14 protein-coding genes are annotated in these 20,358 nt (G+C 71.4%); 3 read left to right on the plus strand and 11 right to left on the minus strand.

Translation table 11 applies throughout. The features are described from left to right. Positions 1 to 3: 3 nt before the first annotated feature. The 9 genes from FZO89_RS08190 to oleC all read right to left on the minus strand — a co-directional run bounded on the left by FZO89_RS08190 (position 4) and on the right by oleC (position 15,210). The gene (locus FZO89_RS08190) at positions 4 to 759 is read right to left on the minus strand and encodes a hypothetical protein (RefSeq protein WP_149102789.1); all 756 of its coding nucleotides are present in this window, start codon (positions 757 to 759) and stop codon (positions 4 to 6) included. Then, complete coding sequence (locus FZO89_RS08195) at positions 756 to 6,095, minus strand: DNA repair ATPase (RefSeq protein ID WP_149102790.1); 5,340 nt, start codon at positions 6,093 to 6,095, stop codon at positions 756 to 758. The genes FZO89_RS08190 and FZO89_RS08195 overlap by 4 nt, the downstream gene beginning before the upstream one ends. Before the next feature lie 110 nt (positions 6,096 to 6,205). Beyond that, a complete protein-coding gene (locus FZO89_RS08200; protein ID WP_149102791.1) occupies positions 6,206 to 8,188 on the minus strand; it encodes a flotillin family protein in 1,983 nt (660 codons plus the stop codon). A gap of 42 nt (positions 8,189 to 8,230) precedes the next feature. Then, the gene (locus FZO89_RS08205) at positions 8,231 to 8,848 is read right to left on the minus strand and encodes a hypothetical protein (RefSeq protein ID WP_149102792.1); all 618 of its coding nucleotides are present in this window, start codon (positions 8,846 to 8,848) and stop codon (positions 8,231 to 8,233) included. A 368-nt stretch (positions 8,849 to 9,216) separates the two neighbouring features. Continuing rightward, positions 9,217 to 10,893: a ubiquinone biosynthesis regulatory protein kinase UbiB gene (ubiB, locus tag FZO89_RS08210; RefSeq protein ID WP_149102793.1), complete on the minus strand. Its 1,677-nt coding sequence runs from the start codon at positions 10,891 to 10,893 to the stop codon at positions 9,217 to 9,219. Continuing rightward, positions 10,890 to 11,540, minus strand: coding sequence for a ubiquinone biosynthesis accessory factor UbiJ (locus FZO89_RS08215; protein ID WP_149102794.1), 651 nt, complete (start codon positions 11,538 to 11,540; stop codon positions 10,890 to 10,892). The genes ubiB and FZO89_RS08215 overlap by 4 nt, the downstream gene beginning before the upstream one ends. Before the next feature lie 102 nt (positions 11,541 to 11,642). Then, positions 11,643 to 11,801 (minus strand): DUF1328 domain-containing protein, encoded by a 159-nt coding sequence (locus FZO89_RS08220; RefSeq protein WP_149102795.1) that lies wholly within the window; start codon positions 11,799 to 11,801, stop codon positions 11,643 to 11,645. A gap of 647 nt (positions 11,802 to 12,448) precedes the next feature. Beyond that, positions 12,449 to 13,444 carry a 2-alkyl-3-oxoalkanoate reductase gene (oleD, locus tag FZO89_RS08225; protein WP_149102796.1) on the minus strand — a complete coding sequence of 332 codons (996 nt, stop codon included), beginning with the start codon at positions 13,442 to 13,444 and terminating at the stop codon, positions 12,449 to 12,451. Continuing rightward, a complete protein-coding gene (oleC, locus tag FZO89_RS08230; RefSeq protein WP_149102797.1) occupies positions 13,441 to 15,210 on the minus strand; it encodes an olefin beta-lactone synthetase in 1,770 nt (589 codons plus the stop codon). The genes oleD and oleC overlap by 4 nt, the downstream gene beginning before the upstream one ends. A gap of 116 nt (positions 15,211 to 15,326) precedes the next feature. Here oleC and FZO89_RS08235 point away from each other — a divergent pair, with 116 nt between their 5' ends. Beyond that, complete coding sequence (locus FZO89_RS08235) at positions 15,327 to 15,746, plus strand: YkgJ family cysteine cluster protein (RefSeq protein ID WP_149102798.1); 420 nt, start codon at positions 15,327 to 15,329, stop codon at positions 15,744 to 15,746. Between the two features lie 159 nt (positions 15,747 to 15,905). Here FZO89_RS08235 and FZO89_RS08240 read toward each other — a convergent pair whose 3' ends face one another. After that, a complete protein-coding gene (locus tag FZO89_RS08240) occupies positions 15,906 to 16,838 on the minus strand; it encodes an alpha/beta fold hydrolase (RefSeq protein WP_425480436.1) in 933 nt (310 codons plus the stop codon). Between the two features lie 70 nt (positions 16,839 to 16,908). Between FZO89_RS08240 and FZO89_RS18485 the strand changes: the two genes are divergently transcribed. Next, positions 16,909 to 17,535: a biliverdin-producing heme oxygenase gene (locus FZO89_RS18485; RefSeq protein WP_187471090.1), complete on the plus strand. Its 627-nt coding sequence runs from the start codon at positions 16,909 to 16,911 to the stop codon at positions 17,533 to 17,535. Next, complete coding sequence (locus FZO89_RS08245) at positions 17,532 to 19,259, plus strand: GAF domain-containing protein (protein ID WP_187471091.1); 1,728 nt, start codon at positions 17,532 to 17,534, stop codon at positions 19,257 to 19,259. Before FZO89_RS18485 ends, FZO89_RS08245 begins: the two co-directional genes overlap by 4 nt. Positions 19,260 to 19,281: 22 nt before the next feature. Here the strand turns inward: FZO89_RS08245 and FZO89_RS08250 are convergent, their stop codons facing one another. Next, the gene (locus tag FZO89_RS08250) at positions 19,282 to 20,304 is read right to left on the minus strand and encodes an NAD(P)-dependent oxidoreductase (protein ID WP_149102801.1); all 1,023 of its coding nucleotides are present in this window, start codon (positions 20,302 to 20,304) and stop codon (positions 19,282 to 19,284) included. Positions 20,305 to 20,358 lie beyond the last annotated feature (54 nt).

Genomic DNA, 20,358 nt, shown 5'->3' on the forward strand with positions numbered 1-20,358 from the left:
CGTCTACTCCCGTGCTTGCGGTGGTGCGGGTTGGGGATCGAGTGTACCGGCCATCGCCGCGACTTCGGACTCGATGGCGGCCTGGGCGTCGGCCGCCGCGAGCGCGCGGCGGCCGCCGGCGAGCGCGGCGTCGCCCAGTGCGTGCTGCCGCCAGGCGGGCAGCAGCACGTCCCGGATGCGCTGGTAGCGCGCCAGCAGCTCGAGGGACTGGTCGCGCAACAGCGCGAGCTGGTCGGCGCCGATGGACCAGGACGCCTGCACGGTGTCCAGCTGCTGCAGGCGTTGCTGCAGGCGCTGTCGCGGAGAGGCCACGATGCCCTGCGTCGCGCCGGCGTCCGGATGCGCGTCGAGCCATCCGCGCGCGGTCGCGATGGTGGCGTCGATGCGGGCGACCGCCTGGCGCACCTCGGACTGCAGCGCCTTCTGCATGACCACGCGGTTGCGCAGCGCGCCCGCCTCCCGGTCGGCCTGCGCAAGCAGCACGCCGAGGCGGTCGCGCAGCTGCGCGGCTTCCGTTTCGGCATGCACGTCACGCCCCATCAGGCGCCCGATCAGGCCGATGCCGCGACGCGACGCGCGCGGATCGTCCGCGAGCATCGCCCGCCGCAGTTCTTCCAGACGCATCACCAGCGCTGCCGCGGGCGCATGGTCGAGCGCATCGGCCAGGCGCGCTTCCAGCGCCTGGTCCAGCGCGGCGGCGCCATAGCCGACCACGGCCAGCGCATCTTCCAGGTCGACCGGCGGCGCGTCTGCGCTCACGAGGCGTCCGGCTTGCCGTCGGCGCGGAAGCGCAGCTGGCGCAACAGCTCCTCGAGTTCGATCTCCTGCGCGCTCTTCGCCCGCGGACGCCTGCCCACCGGCACCGGCGCTTCGGCGAGCTTCGCGCGCAGCAGGTCCAGGATCCGCACCAGCGCCGAGTTGAGCTGGGCCTGGTGTTCCTGTCCCTGCGAGAGATGGACCAGCACCGGTTCGAACGCGCCGCGCATGGCATCGGGCAGCGCCTGCAGCCATTGGCCCGCGTCGACGCCGTCCGCGTCGGCGCGGCGGCGGACCGCGATACCCTCGCGCAGCGAAGCCAGCAACTGCTCCCACGGCACCTCCGGCGCCGTCTGCGGCGGCGCATGGGCAGGCGCGTCCCGCAACGCCGACAGCCCCTCGGCGATGTCGGCCAGCTGTGCCACCACGCGCGCACCGGTGTCGGCATCCTCGCCGCCCATCGCCTTGTTGCGCAGGAAGTCGCGCTTGATCGCCGCCCAGCGCGCCGCCTGCGCCTCGTCCAGGGTGCCGCGCAGTTCCGCGAGCTTGAGCAGGTTCTCCTCGGCGCCGGTGGTCAGCAGTTGCGCCTCGCCGACATAGTGGTCTGCGATCAGCTGCTGCAGCTCGGCGGCGTTCATCACCGGCGAGATCTTCTCCGCCAGCTTGTTCATGTTGCGGTAGCTGCCCTGCAGCCGGAACGGTGGCTCGCTGCGGTAGCGATCGGCCTGCGCCGCGCTGGCGATGTATTGCTGGTTGACCTGGTAGACCACGTCGCGCACCTGCATCAGCCGCTGTAGGGTGGCCACGATCTCGTTGACCTCGGCGCCGCTGTAGGCGTGGCCGAGCGTGCTGGTCGACACCTCCTTGCCCAGCGCCCTGTCGACCAGCAGGTAGAGGTCGCCCAGGTCGCGGGTGGCCAGCGGCGCCAGCACCGGGTTCGAGGTCAGGCTGTTCTCGATGTAGCTCAGGCGGAAGGCCTCCTCCATGCCGCCGAGCACGTCGCCGAGGTTGTAGATGTCGGCGCGGTTGGCGAGCATGTCGGGGATCTTGAACACCTCGCCCGACTCGGTGTACGGATTGCCGGCCATGACCACGCAGAACTTCTTCCCGCGCATGTCGTAGGTCTTCGTGCGCCCCCTCCACACGCCTTCGATGCGCCGGGTGCCGTCGCACAGCGAGATGAACTTCTGCAGGAACTCCGGGTGGGTGTGCTGGATGTCGTCGACATACAGCATGGTGTTGCTGCCCATCTCCAGCGCCAGGTTGAGCTTTTCCAGCTCCTGGCGCGAGGTCGCGTCGGGCGCCTGCGCGGGATCGAGCGATCGCACCGCGTGGCCGAGCGCGGGACCATTGATCTTCATGAAGACCAGCCCGAGCCGGCTGGCGACGTATTCCATCAGCGTCGTCTTTCCGTAGCCGGGCGGGGAAATCATCATCAGCAGGCCCATCAGGTCGCTGCGCTTGTCTTCGCCCACCGTGCCCATCTGCTTGGCGAGGTTGTCGCCGATCACCGGCAGATAGACCTCGTTGATCAACCGGTTGCGCACGAACGAGCTCAGCGGCCGCGCCCGGAATTCCGACAGCCGCAGCGCCTCGCGCTCGCGCGTGGCGATCGCGTGGCGCACGGCCTGGTAGCGTTCGAAGCCGGGCACGAACGTCTCGCGGTGCGCCCGCCAGCGGGCGAGGAACCCGTCGATCGACACGGTCTGCACGCCGCCCTCGACGAGGGGATGCTCGCCCAGCAGGCCATCGACCTTCGCGACCAGGATCGCGTCGACGACGCGGTGGCGCAGTTCGTGCCCGGCCAGCTTCAACGCGATCGCCTCCGGCACGTAGCCCGACAGGGCGGCGAGTGCCGGATCGCGCACCATCGCCTGCAGCCATTGCGCGACCAGCGCCCATTGCGCGGCGGGACGCCCGGCCTGCTGCCGCAGCGACCGCTCGAATCCTTCCGCCATGCCAGCCGACTGCAGCTGTTCGTCCAGCGCGCCGAGCAGACTGCGCGCGTAATGGCTGAAGGCGAAGGTCGGCTCGCCCTCGCGCAGTTCGGCGAGCAGGTAGTCGGCGCCGGCCTGCCCCGATGCGCCGGCGAGCGGCAAGCCGGCTTCCGCGACGAAGGCATCGAGCGCCGCGGCGATCTCGCCGCGCAACGCGTCCAGCCCGTCGCGCGTGCCGAAGATCCTGCGCACGGCTTCGGCGCCGACGGTGCGCTCCGGCCACTGCAGCGCGTCCTCGTGCCCGCGGTGCCGCTGCCAGAACAGCAGCGCCAGCGCGCGTGCCGCAGGCGCGTGCGCCAGGGTGCCCGCGCCGGTGTACAGCGGCACCAGAGCGCGCAGCAGCCGGACGGCATCGTGGTCGTGGATGCCCTTCTCGTAGCCCTCGCGATAGCGCGGCGCGGCGAAATCGCGCACCAGCCTGTCGAGCGCAGCCGGATCGGCCAGCGCGTGCTCCAGCGACGCCAGGTCGAGGCCGTCGCGTCCGTGCACGGCGGCGTCCAGGATCAGGCCGGCCAGGTACTCGGCGCGCGACAGCGCCGGCGACTCGGAATCGAGCGAGACCTGCCACCAGTCGCGGGCCGCCTCGAGCTCCGGGTCGTGCAGGGCCTCGTAGTAGTCGGTGCCGGTCAGGTGCAGCGCCATCGCATCCCCGCGCGGCAGCAGGGTCAGGTCCAGCTGCTGGGTGTTGACGCTGAAGCGGTGGCGCGGGCCGAGCCGGATGACGTGGCCACCATCCTCGAACAGGTCGCTGCGGTCGCGCAGCGCGCGCACCGCCTGGTCGCGCACGCCCTTGAGCCGGGCCTCGACGTCGTCGGCCTTGACGCTGTCGCGATGCTGGCGCAGGCGCCCCGCCAGTTCGCGCAGCTTGAGGATCAGCGGGTCGCCGGCGAAGAAGGCGTTGAGCTCGTCGAGCGTCTCGAAGCGCTCGGTGCGGCGGCCGAGTCCGTCGAGGATCCGCATCGCGGCGTCGTGCACCGCCTGGGCCCTGCGCTGGCGTTCGTCGAGCAGCGCCTGCTTGCGGGCCTCGAACGCTTCCAGCAGTTCCTCGCGCTTGGCGATGATGTCGCCGAGGAACTGTTCGTGCTCGCCGAACTGCCCTTCCAGTTCCTCCAGCTGCACCAGCAGCCGCGAGAGCTGCTCGTCGGCGCGCTCGGGGTCGGTCGCCAGACCCAGCGCGCTGGCGATCGACTGCGAGAACAGCGAGAACTGCGCCCCGAACTGGGCGACGGCCTCGGCCGATCCAAGCGTGCGCCGCTTCTGCTCGGCGCGCGCCCGGGCCTGGTTGAGCCGGGCGTAGATCGCCGAGATCGCCTCGACCACGCGCGTGCGCTGGTTCGCATCGTCGACCTTGAGCCCGGCCATCAGCTCCGACAGCAGGTCGAGCTCGGCCGACATCGCCTGCATGTCCCGGATCTGTTCGGACAGCAGTTTCGCGGTCTGCGCCTGCTGCACGGCCGAATCGAGCGCCTGCAGCCGCTGGTTGAACGGCGCCAGCGCCTTGTCGCCGCCGAGGAACTCGCCGGTCGCGGTCCCGATCCGGTCGCGCTCGCGTTGCAGCGCCTCGCCCATCGCATCGATGGCGGGCACGTCGACATAGCGGTACTCGCGCAACGTGAGCAGGTGGCCGCGCTGCCGCGCGATCTCGCCCAGCGCGCCGGTGAACTCGTCGATCGCAGTCCAGTTCTCCGGCTGCAGCCGCGCCAGCAGCGCCCTGTGCGCCGATACCGCCTCCGCCATCGCCGCCGCGGACTGGCGGCGGATACCCTCGACCTTCTCGTACTCGTCGAGCACCGATTCGCCGGTGGCGCTGATCTCGTACAGCAGGCCGGCGACGCCATCGCAGTGCGCGTCGTCGATCCAGTGGTGCGCGTCGAACAGGCGCCGGGTGCCGTGCACCAGCAGCTGGTAGCGCTGTGGCGAGACGCGCGGGTTGTCGATCTCGCGGCTGAGCTCGAACAGGTCGGAAATGCCGCGCACCAGCGCCGCATTGCCGATCCGCCCCATGAAGCTGGTGCCCGGCGGCCGCTGCGCCGCGAACTCGTCGCTGCTGAACGGCGTGCGCCAGACCTGCATCGGGTGGATCCGTGTGGGCGCATCGCCCTCGGCATGGAACAGCACCATGCCGCCATCGCGCAGGAACGCGTAGCCGTGGCCGAACAGCGGGTTCTGCAGTTCGCGGCGGATGGTGTTGTAGACGAACAGCGCCGAGCGCCCGGCCTCGCGCTCGTAGAACACGTACATCACGTCCTCGCCGTTGGGCGAGCGGATCGCGCGCTTGTAGCGCATGCCCTGCATCGCGGCGTCGAAGGCCTTGTGCTCACCGTTCTGCAGGTAGTAGCCGCCGGGGAAGATGATCCCGTGGTCCTCGGGCAGCTGCACGCAGGCCTGGACGATGGCGTCGTTGCGCACGACCGTGCCGGTGAGGGTGTTGAAGATCAGCCCGCGCCACGCGCTTTCGCGGTACGGCAGGATCTTCAGCAACAGCAGGCTGCCGACCCGGGCGAAGTCCACCACCGCGTCGTCGAGCGACTGGGTACCGTCCTCGACCGGCTCGCTGAACACGCCCTGCCCGGTCTCGGTGTTGTTCTCGACCTTGATCGTCAGGTCGCCGCCCGTGGTCTCGACGAACACCGTGTCGAGGATGTTCAGGTGCGGGAAGCGTCCGGTGACCATCAGGTCGCGCGTGGCGCGGGTCCATTCGAAGTCGAACGGTGGCGGCAGGCTGATGTCGCGCTCGCCGCGCGAGTCGATCCAGGTGAGCTCGCCCGCATTGGAGATCGCCCAGCGGAACACCCGCACGTCGTCGCTGCGCTCGCCGATCTGGAATGCCGCCAGCAGCTTGCCGTCGCGCTTGATCAGCTGCAGCAGGCGCGCATGCTTGTAGTACGCGTAGAGCTCAGTGAAATCGCGGACGAAACCCGGATCGGCGAGGAAGCTGCCGGCGTGGTCGACCGGGGCGACGTCGAAGCCTTCGCCACCTTCGACCAGGCGGTACAAGCCGAACACGTCCTCGATCCGGGTGGTCGTCTTCAGCCCGATGTAGACGTTGTAGCCGAACAGCAGCAGGTCGTCGCCGATCTGGACGATGTCGCGGCCGACGCAGTTGTTCTCGGTACGCACGCGGAAGCGGCCCACCACCTCCATGCGGCTGTCGCCGAACTCCTGCAGGCGCTTCGCATTGAGGCCGTCGGCGATCGCGCGCAGGCGCGCGCCCTGCTCGACCAGGCGCCGGCGCAGTACCTCGTAGGCGCCGCCGCGCGCGACCGCCTCGTCGACCGCGGTGGCGGCGCTTGTTGCGGCGACGTCTGTCGCCGCCTGCTCATCCTGCGTGGGATCGGTCATCACCGCGGGTCATCCTGCCTGTGGTCGCGCGGCACGCGTGCGTCCTCCGCGTGGCAGGGGCGCGCCTGCCTCGGCCGCAGCGCGTCCGCGCCGTTCATCGCCAGCGTGGCTCATTCGCCGGACACGGTCGCGGCGCCCTCCGTCTTCGACGCCTTGCCGCGGTCGATCCCGAGGTACTTCTGCATCAGTTCCTGCACCACCGGGCTCTTGTCGGCGAGGCCCTCGATCGACTTGCCCAGCGAGATCGCCCGCACCAGGCTGTCGAACATGCCGCCGTCGCCGCCGACCATGTCGATGTCGGCGTTGCGCAGCGCGGTGGCGATGATTTCGGCGTTCTCCTTGGAGATCTCCTTGCCGGCCTCGATCGACGCCAGCGCCTGCTTGAGGCTGGTGTCGAGCGCCATCCGGTACTCCTCGTGGCCGCGCGCGTCGTCGCTGAGCGCGTCCAGGGCCTGGAACTTCCGGGTCAGGCCTTCGGCCTCGGCGAACAGCTTCTTCCCGACCACGGTCGCTTCCGCCAGGCCGATCGATTCGGTGGCGGCCGCCCGGGCGCGGCCCATCTGCTCCTCGCCCTGCGCCTGCGCGCCGAGCTTTTCCGCCAGCACCTTGGCCTCCGTGGCGCCCTGCTTGAGGTTGGCGTCGGCCATCGCATCCACCACGCGCGCCTCGGCGATGCCGACCTTCTCGATCGCCACCGCGCCGGCCTCCTTGACCTGCGCATCCGCCAGGCCCGGCGCCGCGCGTTCGGCGCGCACGCCTTCGGCCAGCAGCTTCTTGGCCTCGGCCTGGCGGTTGGCCGCTTCCAGTTCCGCCTGGGCCAGGGTGGTGACCTCGACCGCCCTGTGCCGGGCCGCGGTCTCGCCCGCTTCGGCCCGCTTGACCTGCTCCAGCAGCGCCTGCTGCGCCTTGGCCTCGGCCTCGAGGATCGCGATCTGCTTCAGGCGGTCGGCCTCGGATACCTCGCGCACTTCCTTGATGCGCTCTTCCTCCTGCGCCACGGTCTTGTCGATCGCGATGCGTTCGCGGGTGATGTTGGCCACGTCCATCTTGCCCTGCTCGACCACCTTGTCGCGCTCCACGCCCTGCAGCTGCACTTCGCGGTCGGTGGTCACCTGCTCGAGCTGGCGGGCGCGGGCAACGCGCTCGGCCTCGATCGCGACGGCGCGCTGCCGGTTCTGCTCGGCCACCTCCACCTCGCGCATGCGGTTCTGGTCGCGGATGTCGATCAGCTGCTGGGCTTCGATGCGGGCGGCCTCGGCCAGCTGGCGCTGCTCTTCCTGCACCTTCTGGGTTTCGGCGGTCTCGCGCGCTCGGATGGTCTCGATCTCGCGCTGCTGGCGCGCCTCGGCCTCGGCCTGCTGGCGTTCCAGCGCCAGCGTCGCCTCGCGGGTCTCGACGTTCTTCTTGGTGATCGCCAGGTGCTCGTTCTGCGACAGCTCGTTGGTGATCACGTTCTGCGACGCGGTCAGCTGGGTGATCTTGCGGATGCCCTCGGCGTCGAGGATGTTGCTCGGGTCGAGCAGCGACTTCGGGGTCTGCTCGAGGTAGTCGATCGCCACGTCCTCGAGCACGTAGCCGTTGAGGTCGTTGCCGATGACCTTGATGATCTCGTCGCGGAACTCCTGGCGCTTCTCGAACAGGTCGGTGAAGTCGAACTTCTTGCCGACCGTCTTCAGCGCCTCGGAGAACTTGGCGTTGAACAGTTCGTTCACGGCGTGCTTGTCCGAGGCGCGGTCGGCGCCCAGCGCCTTGGCCACGCGCAGCACGTCGGCCTGGGTCTCGTTGACCCGCAGGTAGAAGGCGACGGCGATGTCGGCGCGCATGTTGTCGCGGCAGATCAGGCCTTCCTTGCCGCGACGGTCGACCTCCAGCGTGATCAGGCTGATCCGCATCAGCTCGGCGCGGTACAGCACCGGGATGATCAGCGCACCGGTGAAATGCACCTTCGGCTCGGAGCTCATGTCGTTGACGATGAGCGCCGTGCCCTGGTCGACCTTCTTGTAGAAGGACTTGAAGATGATCGCCAGCACGACCAGCAGGAAGACGACGCCGATCGCGCCGATCAGGAAGGGGCCCAGCAGTGCGAGTTCCATCGGTGCAGCTCCAGTCGGATCGTGTCCGGTTGCGTTGTCGGGTTACGGATTGCGGTAGTCGCGCTCGGCCACCACCCGCCAGGTGTTGGTCGGCGCATCGTGTTCGATCAGCACCACGCGATCTCCACGGGAGATTGGCGCGTCGCCCTCGTGGCGTACCTGCAGGACCAGCCCTGCGCCGCCGTCGTCCAGGTCGGCCATGCCGTGGACCGCGTCCACCGTCGGGGTACGCACGGTGGCGATCCGCCCGGCCAGGGACGCCTGCGGCGCCGGACGCAGCCGCAGCACGAAGCGCCGCAGCGGGCGCAGCACGAACGCGGTGAGCAGGATCGCCGGCACCGGCGCCAGCAGCAGCACGCCGGTACCGAGGCCGTAGCGCAGCAGGTCGGGCAGCGGCGTCAGCAGCAGCAGGTGGACGAAATAGGTGATGATCCAGGCGAAGAACGCCAGCACGCTCAGCACCAGCAACGACGGCAGGCCGTCGAGGCCCAGCCTGGACACCATGCCGCCGGCTTCGCCGCCGTCGCCGAAGTCCAGGTCCAGCGTGTCCATCCCGGCGATGCCGATCGCCGCCACCACCCAGAACAGCGCCAGGCCGCCGAGCAGGATGCTGTAGGCGAGCGTGGGATAGCCCAGGCTGGTTGTCAGGAAAAGCGTCACGTCCCCGGTCCCCCATGTGCCGCGGCATTCGATGCCGTCCGGCGTCCCTTCCGTCGGTACCGCATGCCGTCTAGCGGCGCGGTCCGGCCATGCATGATGCCAGTTTCCGCCGTCGTTCGATCCCATGACGCGGCGTGGGACCGGATGTGACCGGATCCGGGGAACAACCAGCGCGTGGCGCCGCAGCGCGTGGCGAAACCAACGCGCGACGCCGGTCGCCCCGTTGCACGGGGTACGGCCGGGGCCGCGCGGCGGGTGGGGTGGGCACGCATTCGCCCGGGCACGTTCCTTACGCAGGGCGGATGTCGCCCGACGGCGACCCTGGCCGCCCGGCGACGCCCGCTTGACGGCCCCGCGGGGATCCCGCTCTAGCGCCTTCGCGGCAACGCCGCCAGGATGGCCCAGAGGCCACCGATGCCGGCCACCCAGGACGACAGCGGGACCCCGCCCAGCGACGGGCCGCCGGCTTCGAGCGCGAACAGCACCGCCGCGGTGATCAGCAGGCCCACGCCGAGGATCGCGGCGACCACGCGCCGCTGCATCGCCTCGAGCGTGCGCGTGATCGCGACGATGTCCTGCGAGCGCATCTTCAGTTCGTGCCGGCCCTCGACCTGCTGCTGCAGCCAGGCATGCAGCAGCCGCGGCACCTCGGGTGCGCGGGTGACGATCTCCGGCAGCCGCTTGCGGAATTCCGAAGCGAGTTTCTGCGGGCTGTAGCGTTCGACCAGGATCCGTTCGAGCACAGGCCGCGCCACCGCCCAGATGTCGATCTTCGGGTCGAGCAGGCGTCCGATCCCTTCGATCGTCAGCAGGGTCTTCTGCAGCAGGATCAGTTGCGGCTGCAGGGTCAGTTCGTAGCGCTGCGCGGTGCGGAACAGCTTGCCGAGCACCTCGCCCAGCGAGATCTCCGACAGCGGGCGGGTGAAGTACGGCTCGCACACCGCGCGCGCGGCGGCTTCCAGCTCGTCGATGCGGATCGTCGCCGGCATCCAGCCGGCCTGCACGTGCAGTTCGGCGATGCGGCGGTAGTCGCGGTTGAAGATCGCCATGAAGTTTTCGGCGAGGTAGTACTGGTCCTCGCTGGAGAGCTGGCCCATGATCCCGAAGTCCAGCGCGATGAAGCGCGGGTTGGCGCGGCGCGCGGGGTCGGTATCCACCCAGATGTTGCCGGCGTGGGCGTCGGCGTGGAAGAAGTTGTCGCGGAACACCTGGGTGTAGAACACGCGCACGCCTTTTGCCGCGAGCGCCTTGCGATCGATGCCCGCGGCGTCGAGCGCGACGATGTCGTCGCTGTTGATGCCGCGCACGCGCTCGAGCGTGAGCACGCGCTGCGCGGTGTGGGTCCAGATCGGTTCGGGCACGTAGAGGTCGGGCGAATCGAGCCAGTTGCGGCGCAGCACCGAGGCGTTCGCGCCTTCGCGCTGCAGGTCGAGCTCGGCGGCCAGGGTGTTCTCGATCTCGGCCACGATCTCGCGCGGGCGGATCTTGTCGGCGTTGGGATGGGTGCGGTCGACCAGGCCGGCGAGGCTGCGCAGCAGGGCGATGTCGCCCGCGATCTGCTTCTCGATGCCGGGCCGCAGCACCTTGACCACCACCTCGCGCGCGGGCGCGTCGGCCACCGGGTGCAGGGTGGCCGCGTGCACCTGCGCGATCGAGGCCGAGGCCAGCGGCACGGTCTCGAACGAGGCGAACAGCGTGGCGACCGGCGCATCCAGCTCGTCCTCGACGATCGCGCGCGCGGCGTCGCCGTCGAACGGTGCGACCTGGTCCTGCAGCAGCGCCAGCTCGTCGACCATGTCGGGCGGCAGCAGGTCGCGGCGGGTGGAGAGGATCTGGCCGAACTTGACGAAGATCGGTCCGAGCTCCTGCAGCGCCAGGCGCAGGCGCGCGCCACGCGACTGCGCGGCGATGGCCGCGGACGCGCGCGGCACGAACGGCCGCATCAGCTTGAGCCAGCGCTCGGCCGCGGTGTCGTCGAGCAGGTCGTCGAGCCGGTAGCGCAGCAGCACGCGGCCGATGCGCGCGGCGCGCAGGACGGTGTTCAAGCCGCCGCCCCGGTCCGGCCGGCGATGCGGGCCACGCGCGCGGCAAGGCGGTCGACGTCGTCGCGCATCGCGTCGACATCGTCGAGGAAGGCGTCGATCTCGGCCCGCGCCACCACGTCGCGCGATTCCTCGGTCACGTACTCGGCGGCGCTCTGCGCGAGGTTGCGGCCAAGCACGCGCGCCTGCGCCAGCGCGCCGCCGAACGCGCTGGCCACCTGCACGCCGATGACATCGCCGAAGACGGCGACGAACGGTTGCTGCCAGTCGGGATCGAAACGCTCGGCCAGCCGCTGCAGCTGGCGCGCCAGTTCCGCATCGCCCGACACGCGCACCTTGCCGATGGCGGGCGCGTCGTCGCGGCGCAGGAACGGCAACTGCGAGAGCACGCCGGCGATCGTCGCCCGCACCGCGAGGTCGGGCTCGGCCGCGGCATCGACCGGGCCGACCGCGAGGCGTTCGCCCTGCACCCGCAGCTGCAGCGCGAGCGGCGGGGACTCCAGGGTGAGCTCGACGCGGCGACCATCGAGCCGGGCCAGCGCGTCGCGCATGTCGGGGTCGAGCGCGAGGGCGCGATTGAGCGCCGCTTCCAGCGCGCGCCCGGCGATGGGCTTGATCGCGTCGAAGGGGGAGGGCGGGAACGAGGCCATGCGGCATTGTAGCGGCAGGGTCGAGGCGGCGAAGCAACAAGAAGGCCCGCCGATCGGCGGGCCCTTCTGTGTCTCGCTGTGTCTCGCCTGCGTGGCGTCGGGCTATACCCGCTTGCCGCGCAGCAGCGACACGATCGCCAGGATCACGAACACCACGAACAGGATCCACGCGATGTTGGTGGCGGCGCCGGCCACGCCACTGAAGCCGAGCACGGCGGCGATGAGCGCGATGACGAAGAAGATGACGGCGTATCTGAGCATGGAAGCGGTCTCCGTGGCGACGGCCGGGGGCCGGTTGGATTGAGGGTGCGGGGGAACGCTACGCGAGCCCCGGTCGCGGCCGGGTGAGCGCCGGGTGAGGTCATCGTGAAAGCAGGCACATGCGCGAGACGGGCCGCGACCGCTGCGGGGCCTGCTCGAACGTCACCGTCGGCACGAAGCCCGAAGTCGCGCGTCGCCGGTTCCATCGCGTATCGCGCCAGGTTGGATCCTGCATGCAACGCCGGAACGCGCCGCCGCGCGCGAAGAACCCGATGCGCGTGTGGTCCGGGTCACTCCCGCTGCAGGGATGCCCACAGGCGTTGCAGGCCTTCGGCGATCGTCACCCGCGGCACGTAACCGAAGTCGCGCGTGGCGGGTGCCATGGAGTACCGCGCCAGGCTGGATCCCGCTTGCGACGCCGCAGAACGCGCCGCCGCGCGCGAAGAACCCGATGCGCGTGTGGTCCGGGTCACTTCCGCTGCAGGGATGCCCGCAGGCGTTGCAGGCCTTCGGCGATCGTCACCCGCGGCACGTAGCCGAAGTCGCGCGTGGCGGGTGCCATGGAGTACCGCGCCAGGCTGGACCCGCTTGCGACGCCGCAGAACGCGCCGCCGCGCGCGAAGAACCCGATGCGCGTGTGGTCCGGGTCACTTCCGCTGCAGGGATGCCCGCAGGCGTTGCAGGCCTTCGGCGATCGTCACCCGCGGCACGTAGCCGAAGTCGCGCGTGGCGGGTGCCATGGAGTACCAGTGCGTCGTACTCAACTGCTCGGCCAGGAATCGCGTCATCGGCGGTTCCCCGCCCAGCCGCAACAGCGGCCACAGCGCCTCGCAGGCGGCGCCGACCGCGTACGCCACACCGAACGGGATCGAACCGTCCACCTGCGGCGCGCCCGCCGCGGCGAGCAGCGCGTTGACGATCTCGCGCGTCGGCTTCGGCTCGCCGTTGCTGATGAAGTACGCGCGTCCCGCGCACGCAGCGCCGGGGGCGAGGTGCTCGAACGCATCGAAATGGGCCTGCGCGGCATTGTCGATGTAGGTGGTATCGATCAGGTTGTGGCCACCGCCGACGAAGCGCAGCCGCCCCGCTTTCGCACGCTCGACCAGCCGCGGCAGGATCTGCTGGTCGCCGGGGCCCCAGATCAGCCGCGGACGCAGCGCGACCGTGGCCAGGTCGGCATCGTTCGCCGCCAGCACCGCTTTCTCGGCGATGGTCTTGGTTTCCGCGTACGGGGCCTTGAAGCCCTCGCCGTAGGGCACGGTGTCGGCGGTGCCGCCTTCGACCGGATGCGTGGCGCGATGGGTGACGCTCGGCGTGGACGTGTACACCAGCTTGCCGATCCCGTGTGCGCGACAGGCGTCGAGCACGTTCTGCGTGCCGGTGACGTTGGCCGAGTAGTAGCTGTCGCGGCTTCCCCAGGCACCGGCTTTCGCGGCGTTGTGGAAGATCGCATCGACCCCGGTCGCGGCGGCGAGCACGGCATCGCGATCGGCGAGGTCGCCGCGCAGCTGGTGCACGCCGAGCGCATCGAGCGCGGGGTAATGGCCGCGGTTGAAGCTGGCGACCTCGTGGCCGCGTTCGACCAGGCCGCGGCACAGCGCCTGGCCCAGGAATCCGCCGCCTCCGGTGACGAGGATCTTCATCGTGCGCTCCGGGCAGCGGCCCATGCCGCGAGCTTCTCGCGGCCGATCTTGGCGTTGTGGCGGATGTCGACGGGAAAGCCCGGATGGAACGCGAAGGCATCGATGCGCGCCGTATGCGCGAATCCCGCACCGATCGTCCGCAACTCGCGCTCGATGCGCGCATGCTGCGCGGCGGCGATGCCGGCGGCGACCTCGACGCAGAGCACCGCGCGCTGCGCGCCATGCGCGCCGATCCCGACCAGCGCGGTGCGGCGTACGTCCGGATGGGTGTTGAACACCGGCTCCACCTGCTCGGTGTACAGCGGCCCGTCAGCGGTCTCGACCCGCTGCGACTTGCGGCCGCAGAACCAGAGGCGGCCCTCGGCGTCGAAGTAGCCCAGATCGCCCATGCGGTGGACGACGCGGGCGGTCGCCACCGCATCGACGCCACCCCCGCCGCCAGGCGAGGACGACGGCGTCTCCCGGATCTTCGCCAGCCGCGTCTGCGCATCGCGGTTGAAGTACTCGTCGGTGGCGCTCGGCCCCGCGACGGTGATTTCCCCGACTTCGCCCGGCGCCGCCGGCAGCGCGTCCGACCAGGCCTCGATCGGCCCGTCGTCGATGGCGATGATGCGCACCTCGTTCGGCGGCACCGGTCGGCCGACGCATGTCCCCGCGCCGCGCTCGGTGCGCTCGCGCAGCGCCAGCAGTTCCCGGCCTTCGATCACCGCCACCGGCAGGCATTCGGTCGCGCCGTAGGGCGTCCAGAAGCGCGCCTCCTCCGGCAGCAGTTCGAGCATCCTCGCCACCACCTCGGGCGGCACCGGCGCGCCGGCCGAGGTCACGCGCCGCAGCGTCGGCAGCGGCACGCCGTGGTCGGCCAGCACCCGCATCAGCGCCGGGGAGCCGAACAGCTGGTCGACGCCGAAGCGCGCGATCGCCGCGTGCAGCTTGCGCGGATCGGCCTGCGCCGGGCGGGTGGGATCCATGTCGGGGATGATCGAGGTCAGGCCGAGCGCGGGATCGAACAGCGCGAACGGCGGGAAGGTCGGGAAGTCGATGCCACCGGCCGCGATCCCGAACGCGTCGCGCAGCATCTCGATCTGAGCGACGAAATGGCGGTGGCGGTAGACCACGCCCTTGGGCACGCCGGTGGAGCCGCTGGTGAACAGGATCGCGGCGACGGCGTCGGGTTGGGTGTCCACCCGTTGCGAAGCGCGCCCCGCACCCTCGCGCTCGATCCGCGCCAGCGTCGCGTCGGCCAGCAGCGCGAACCGGCCGGTGGTGATGCGTACCCGCGCCGACCGCGCCCAGCCCAGCAGCACGCGCGCGAGCTGCGCCAGCGGGATGCCGACGAAGGCCTCCGGCCGCGCCTCGTCCAGGCACTGCTTCAGCGCGCGCCGGTCGATGCCCGGATCCACCAGCACCGGCACCGCGCCGGCCTTGAACAGGGCGAACATCAGCACGAAGAACTCGGGGGTCGGCCGCACCATCACGACCGTGCGGGTGCCGGCGGCGATCCCGCGCGCAGCCAGGCCGGCGGCGATCGCATCGCTGCGCGCGTCCAGTTCGCCGTAGGTCAGCGAGACTGCGTAGCGGCCGTCGCGGCCGGGGCAGCGCATGGCGACGCGGCCCGGCGCCTGCGCCGCCAGCCGCGGCAGGGCGGCAGCGATGTTGCAGGGCGGGGGCGCGGACCCGGCCGATGCCCGGTCGACATCAGGCGCCGACGCCACGGCTCTCCCGGGGGGCGCCGGGCCGGTCGAGCCGGCGATCTGTTCCTGCACCATGCGCGGGTTCCGCGTTCGCGAAAGGCACATTATCGCCCCGGGGCCCTTGCGCACGGCCGCGGCGCCGGGACAATGGCGCACCCTCCCCGCTCGCGCCGCGCAAGGCCCGGCTTCCCATGCACCCCTGCCTGACCTGTGGCGCCTGCTGCACGCAGTACCGCGTCGCCTTCCACTGGATGGAATCGGACGAGGCCGGCGACGGCGGCGTGCCTGCGGCGCTCACCGAGCGGCTCGACGGGCATCGCCTGTGCATGCGCGGCACCTATTCCGATCCGATCCGGTGCGTGGCGCTGGACGCGCAGATCGGCGTGTACTCGCGTTGCACGATCCATCCGCACCGGCCGTCGGTCTGCCGCGAGGTCGATGCCTCGTGGGAACACGGACGCGCCAGCGACCAGTGCGACCGGGCGCGCCTCGCGCACGGCCTTCCGCTGCTGGGTGCCGACGACTGGCGCTGGCGCGATGCGGCCGGCGGGGGCCGGGATCCTGACGACGGCAACGCGCCGACCGTCGACCTGCCGCCGCTCGCCGCTTGACCCGCCGCGCGTCTGCGCGCCCTGCGCTGCCTCAGGGGCCGGCAGCCGCCATGCCCGGGCGCGACCCACGCAGCCGGCAAGGCCGTCTGCGGTCGCGGCCGCCATCGATCCGACTGCTGGATCCTTCGCGCGCGCAGGGGCTTGCGCCAGCGGGCGCGCCTACAGGGGATTGCGATCGAGGAAGGCGCGGATCGCGGGCACCAGCACCTCGTGCCTGTCTTCGAGCACGTAGTGGCCGGCGTCCTCGAAGGCATGCACCTCGGCCTGCGGCAGCGCACGACGGAAACGCTCGAGGAAATCGCGGTCGAACACGAAGTCCTTCAGGCCCCAGCCGAGGAATGCGGGACGGTCGGCGTACTCGCCCAGGCGCCGGCCGGACTCGGCCACCAGCGGCCAGGCCCGGTCTTTTTCCGACAGGGGGATGTCCTGCATGAAGCGCACGGTGGAAATGCGGTGCTTCCAGTTGTCGTAGGGCGCGACATAGGCGCGGCGTACCTCGCGCGGCATCGTCCGCTCGACCCCGAACCGGGCCGCGCCTGCGGAGAAGGCGTTGAAACCGCGGATCAGCAGTTCGCCGACGTGGTAGTCGCGGCCGAGCGCGATCTGCCACGGCATCGGCTTGCCCGCCGGCATCGGGAACCCGGCGGTGTTCAGGACGACCAGGCGCCTGACCTGCGCCGTGTGCGACAGCGCCCAGCCGAAGCCGATCATGCCGCCCCAGTCGTGCACGGCCAGCGTCATCGGCCCATCGACGCCGAGATGGTCGAGCAGCGCCGCCAGGTCGTCGACGCGCGACTGCAGGGTGTAGTCGTAGCGCGGCAGCGCGTCGGCATCGTCGTCGGGCTTGTCCGAGAGCCCCATGCCGACATGGTCGGGCACGATCACCCGGTAGCGGTCGCGCAGCCCGTGGACCAGGTGACGCCAGTAATAGCCCCACGACGGATTGCCGTGCAGCGCGACCACCACTTCGCCGCCGCGCGGACCCTCGTCCAGGTAATGCAGGCGGATCCCGGGACGGACCTCGAAACGATGGCTGGCGAAGTCGTAGTCGGGGAAGGACACGGCGCGGGACAGGTTCGTGAAGACGCGCATTGTAGCGATGGCGAGGATTCGGGCGCCGTGCTCATCTTCCTGAACACGTTGCGAAGGGCGCGGCGCGTCGATGCGCGGTTGGGCCGGTATCCTGCGCCGCATCATCGGATCGAGCGCCCCGGGCACCACCCCCACATCGGACCAGGGCACGGCGCGGATGCGCCTGCGCGAGGCCACCGCCGACCTGCACGCACGGGTGGACGCGCTGTTCCCGCGCGGCCTGGATTCGGTCGCCACCTACCGCCGCTACGTGCTGGGCATGCACCGCTTCGCCACCGACTTCGAGATCGCAGTCGCGGCGCGCCCGCGCCATTCGGAATGGCTGGCCCGCGACCTGTCGTCGCTGGCGCTGGCGCCGCTCGCGGCCGAGGGCGTGCGCGGTCCGGCCTCCGGCGCGGCCACCCGGCTGGGATGGTGCTACGTGATGGCCGGCAGCGGCATGGGCGCGCGCGTGCTGTTGCGCGATGCCCGGCGGCTCGGCTTCGACCGCGGGCGCGGCGCCGGCTTCCTGGCGCGCCACGCGGTCGCGGAGGACTGGTCCGCGCTGCAGGCGCGGTTGTCGGCGCTCGATGCCGACGACGCGCCACGCATGGCCCAGGCCGAGCACGGCGCGCGGACCGCCTTCGCACTGGTCCGTGCCTGTTTCGAGCGCAGCTTCGACCTTGTTCCCGTTGCCGCCGACAAGGAGCACGCATGACCCCCGAACTCGAACGCGCGCTCGACGCCTGCGCCAGCGAGCCGATCCACCTGCCGGGCGCGATCCAGCCGCACGGATACCTGATCAGCTGCCAGCTGCCGGACTGGTCGATCCACCATGTGTCGGCCAACATCGAGGCGCTCACCAGCGCGCCGCCGGAAGACATGCTGCGTCGCTCGCTGCGCGAGTTCATCACCGACGACGTGATCCAGACCATCGCCGAGACGATCGGGTTCGCCGAACCCGGCGCGCAGGCGCAACGCGCGGCGGTGGCGAACATCGGTCCGATGGCCGCGCTGTGCGAGGTCAGCGTGCACGTCGCGCAGGGACTGGTGCACATCGAGATCGAACCGCACGTGCGCGGCGCCGGGGAGCGCTCGCCGACCGTGGTGGCGCAGGCGATGATCACCCGGGTCGCGCAGGGCGGCGACGACGAAGGCTTCCACCAGCGCGTGGCCGAGCAGGTGCGCCTGCTCACCGGCTACGACCGGGTCATGGTGTACCGCTTCCGCCACGACGATTCCGGCGACGTGGTGGCCGAGTCGCGCGACTCCGCGATGCCGGCCTACCTCGGCCTGCGCTATCCCGCCTCGGACATTCCGCCGCAGGCGCGCCGGCTGTACCTGCACAACCGCATCCGCGTGATTCCCGATGCGAACTACACGCCGGTCCCGGTGCTGCCGGACCGCAGCGCGCGCGGCGAGCCGCTCGACCTGGGTCAGCTGTCGCTGCGCAGCGTGTCGCCGGTGCACCTGGAATACCTGGCCAACATGGGGGTTGGCGCGTCGATGTCGATCTCGATCATCGCCGGCGGCCGCTTGTGGGGGCTGGTCGCCTGCCACCATCGCGGCGTGCGCCATCTCTCGCCCGGCGTGCGCGCCGCCGCCGACCTGTTCGGCCTGTTCGTCTCGATGCGCGTCGCCGCGCGCGAACAGCAGGAAGCGGCCGCGATGGAGGACGGCGCGCGTGCCGTGCGCGACACCCTCGCGCTGCGCCTGGCGCACGCCAGCGACCCGCGCCTCGCCATCGCCGCCGAGCTCGACCTGCTGCGCCGCGCGGTCGCCTGCGATGGCGTGGCCCTGCTGCAGTCCGGCCGCTGGTATGGCGCCGGACGCACGCCGCCCGCCGAGCGTATCCCCGACCTGCTGGCCTGGCTGGCGCGCGAGGCGCATCCGGCGGCCCCGGCGATGACCGACCGCGCCGAGGACTGGAGCCCGGGCCCCGAGGCCGCCGACGGCATCGCCGGGGTGTTCGCCCTGCCGCTCGATCCAGGCAGCGACGAGTGGCTGCTGTTCTTCCGCTGCGAGCAGATCGAGGACGTGCGCTGGGCCGGCCGCCCGGACGAACCGTTCGTGGTCGCGGGCGACGGCAGTCGGATCGGTCCGCGCGCGAGCTTCGCCGCGTGGCGCGAGACCGTGCGCGGCAGCAGCGCCCCCTGGAGCGACGCCGACGCGCGCATCGCCCGCCGCCTGTGGCTGGTGCTGCGCGAGCACTACCGCCGCCCCGGTCCGCACGCGGAGGTCGGCGACCTGCGCGGCCACCGCAGCCGGCTCGACGTGCGCGACCACGGCAAGCGGCTGCTGCAGCTGTCGGAACTGCTCGACGGGCTGGTGCACGTCAGCCCGGTCGAGACCGCACGGCTGTCGGCACGGATCGCGAAGCTGGAAGAGGAATTGCAGGGGCTGGTGTCGTCCGCGAACCTGGCGGGCAGTTCCAGCCGCTAGGATCCCGACGACCGCACGGCGATCACGCGCCCGCGGGTCGGCTTGCGCCCGGCGCGTCGCCGTCGTCGGCGGCGACGCCGGCATGGAGCTCGCACGGCCATTCCATCCCCTGCAGCGCCTGCGCGAATCGCGCGGAAGCGGGCTCGCGGAAGCCGTCGCCCGGACGCAGCCACACCACGTGCCTGCCGGCGCGCGCATGCGCGGCCACCCACGACAGGCAATCCGCCGGATCCGGCTGCGCCGGCTCGCGCGGCGCATCCTTGCGCGCCAGCGCCAGCACCGCCTCGCCGACGCCGGCATCGACCAGCAGCACGTCGGCCAGGTTCATCGCCCGCAGCGCGCCGAGGGTGAGCCGGGCGGGATCGCCCGGCCCGGTGCCCACCAGGCTGATGCGGCCGCCGACCGGGGCGATGGCTGCCGGATCGAGCATCGCCGCGAAGGCCCGCTCCGCCTCCTCCGCGCGGCCGGCGCGAAGCAGCGCGGGCACGGCGCCGTCGATCACCGCATCGAACCAGCGCCGGCGCCGGTTCAGGTCGGGCAGCCGTTCGCGGATGACGTCCCGGTGGCGCGCGAACAGCCCGGCCAGCGCGCCGAGCGAGGGATCGAGTTCGATCTCGAGCCGCTCGCGAAGGCGCCGCGCCAGCATCGGCGCCGCGCCGCCGGAGGAGATCGCCAGCTGCAGGGGCGCGCGGTCGATCACCGCCGGTACCTGGAAGCTCGACAGCCGCGCGTCGTCCACCACGTTGGCGAGCGTGCGCCGCGCGGTGGCCTGCGCCGCCAGCGCGGCGTTGAAGGCGCCGTCGTCGGTGGCGACCACGAGCAGCCAGGCGGCGTCGATCCAGGCCGGGTCGAATTCGCCCTCGGCGCACTCGATGCGCCCCTCGGCCTCCCAGCCCCGGAGCGTGGGATGCAGTGCGCGGGCATGCACCCGGACCCTGGCACCCGCGTGCAGCAGGGCCTCGATCTTGCGCACGGCGACCTCGCCGCCGCCCACGACCAGCACCTCGCGTCCGGCGAGATCGGCGAACAGGGGGTAGAGCGGCATTGCGTCTCCCTTGGCAAACCTCGGCGCCAGCGCTTATGTTGCAAGGCAACATAG

The organism is Luteimonas viscosa, assembly GCF_008244685.1.
GTDB lineage: Bacteria > Pseudomonadota > Gammaproteobacteria > Xanthomonadales > Xanthomonadaceae > Luteimonas > Luteimonas viscosa.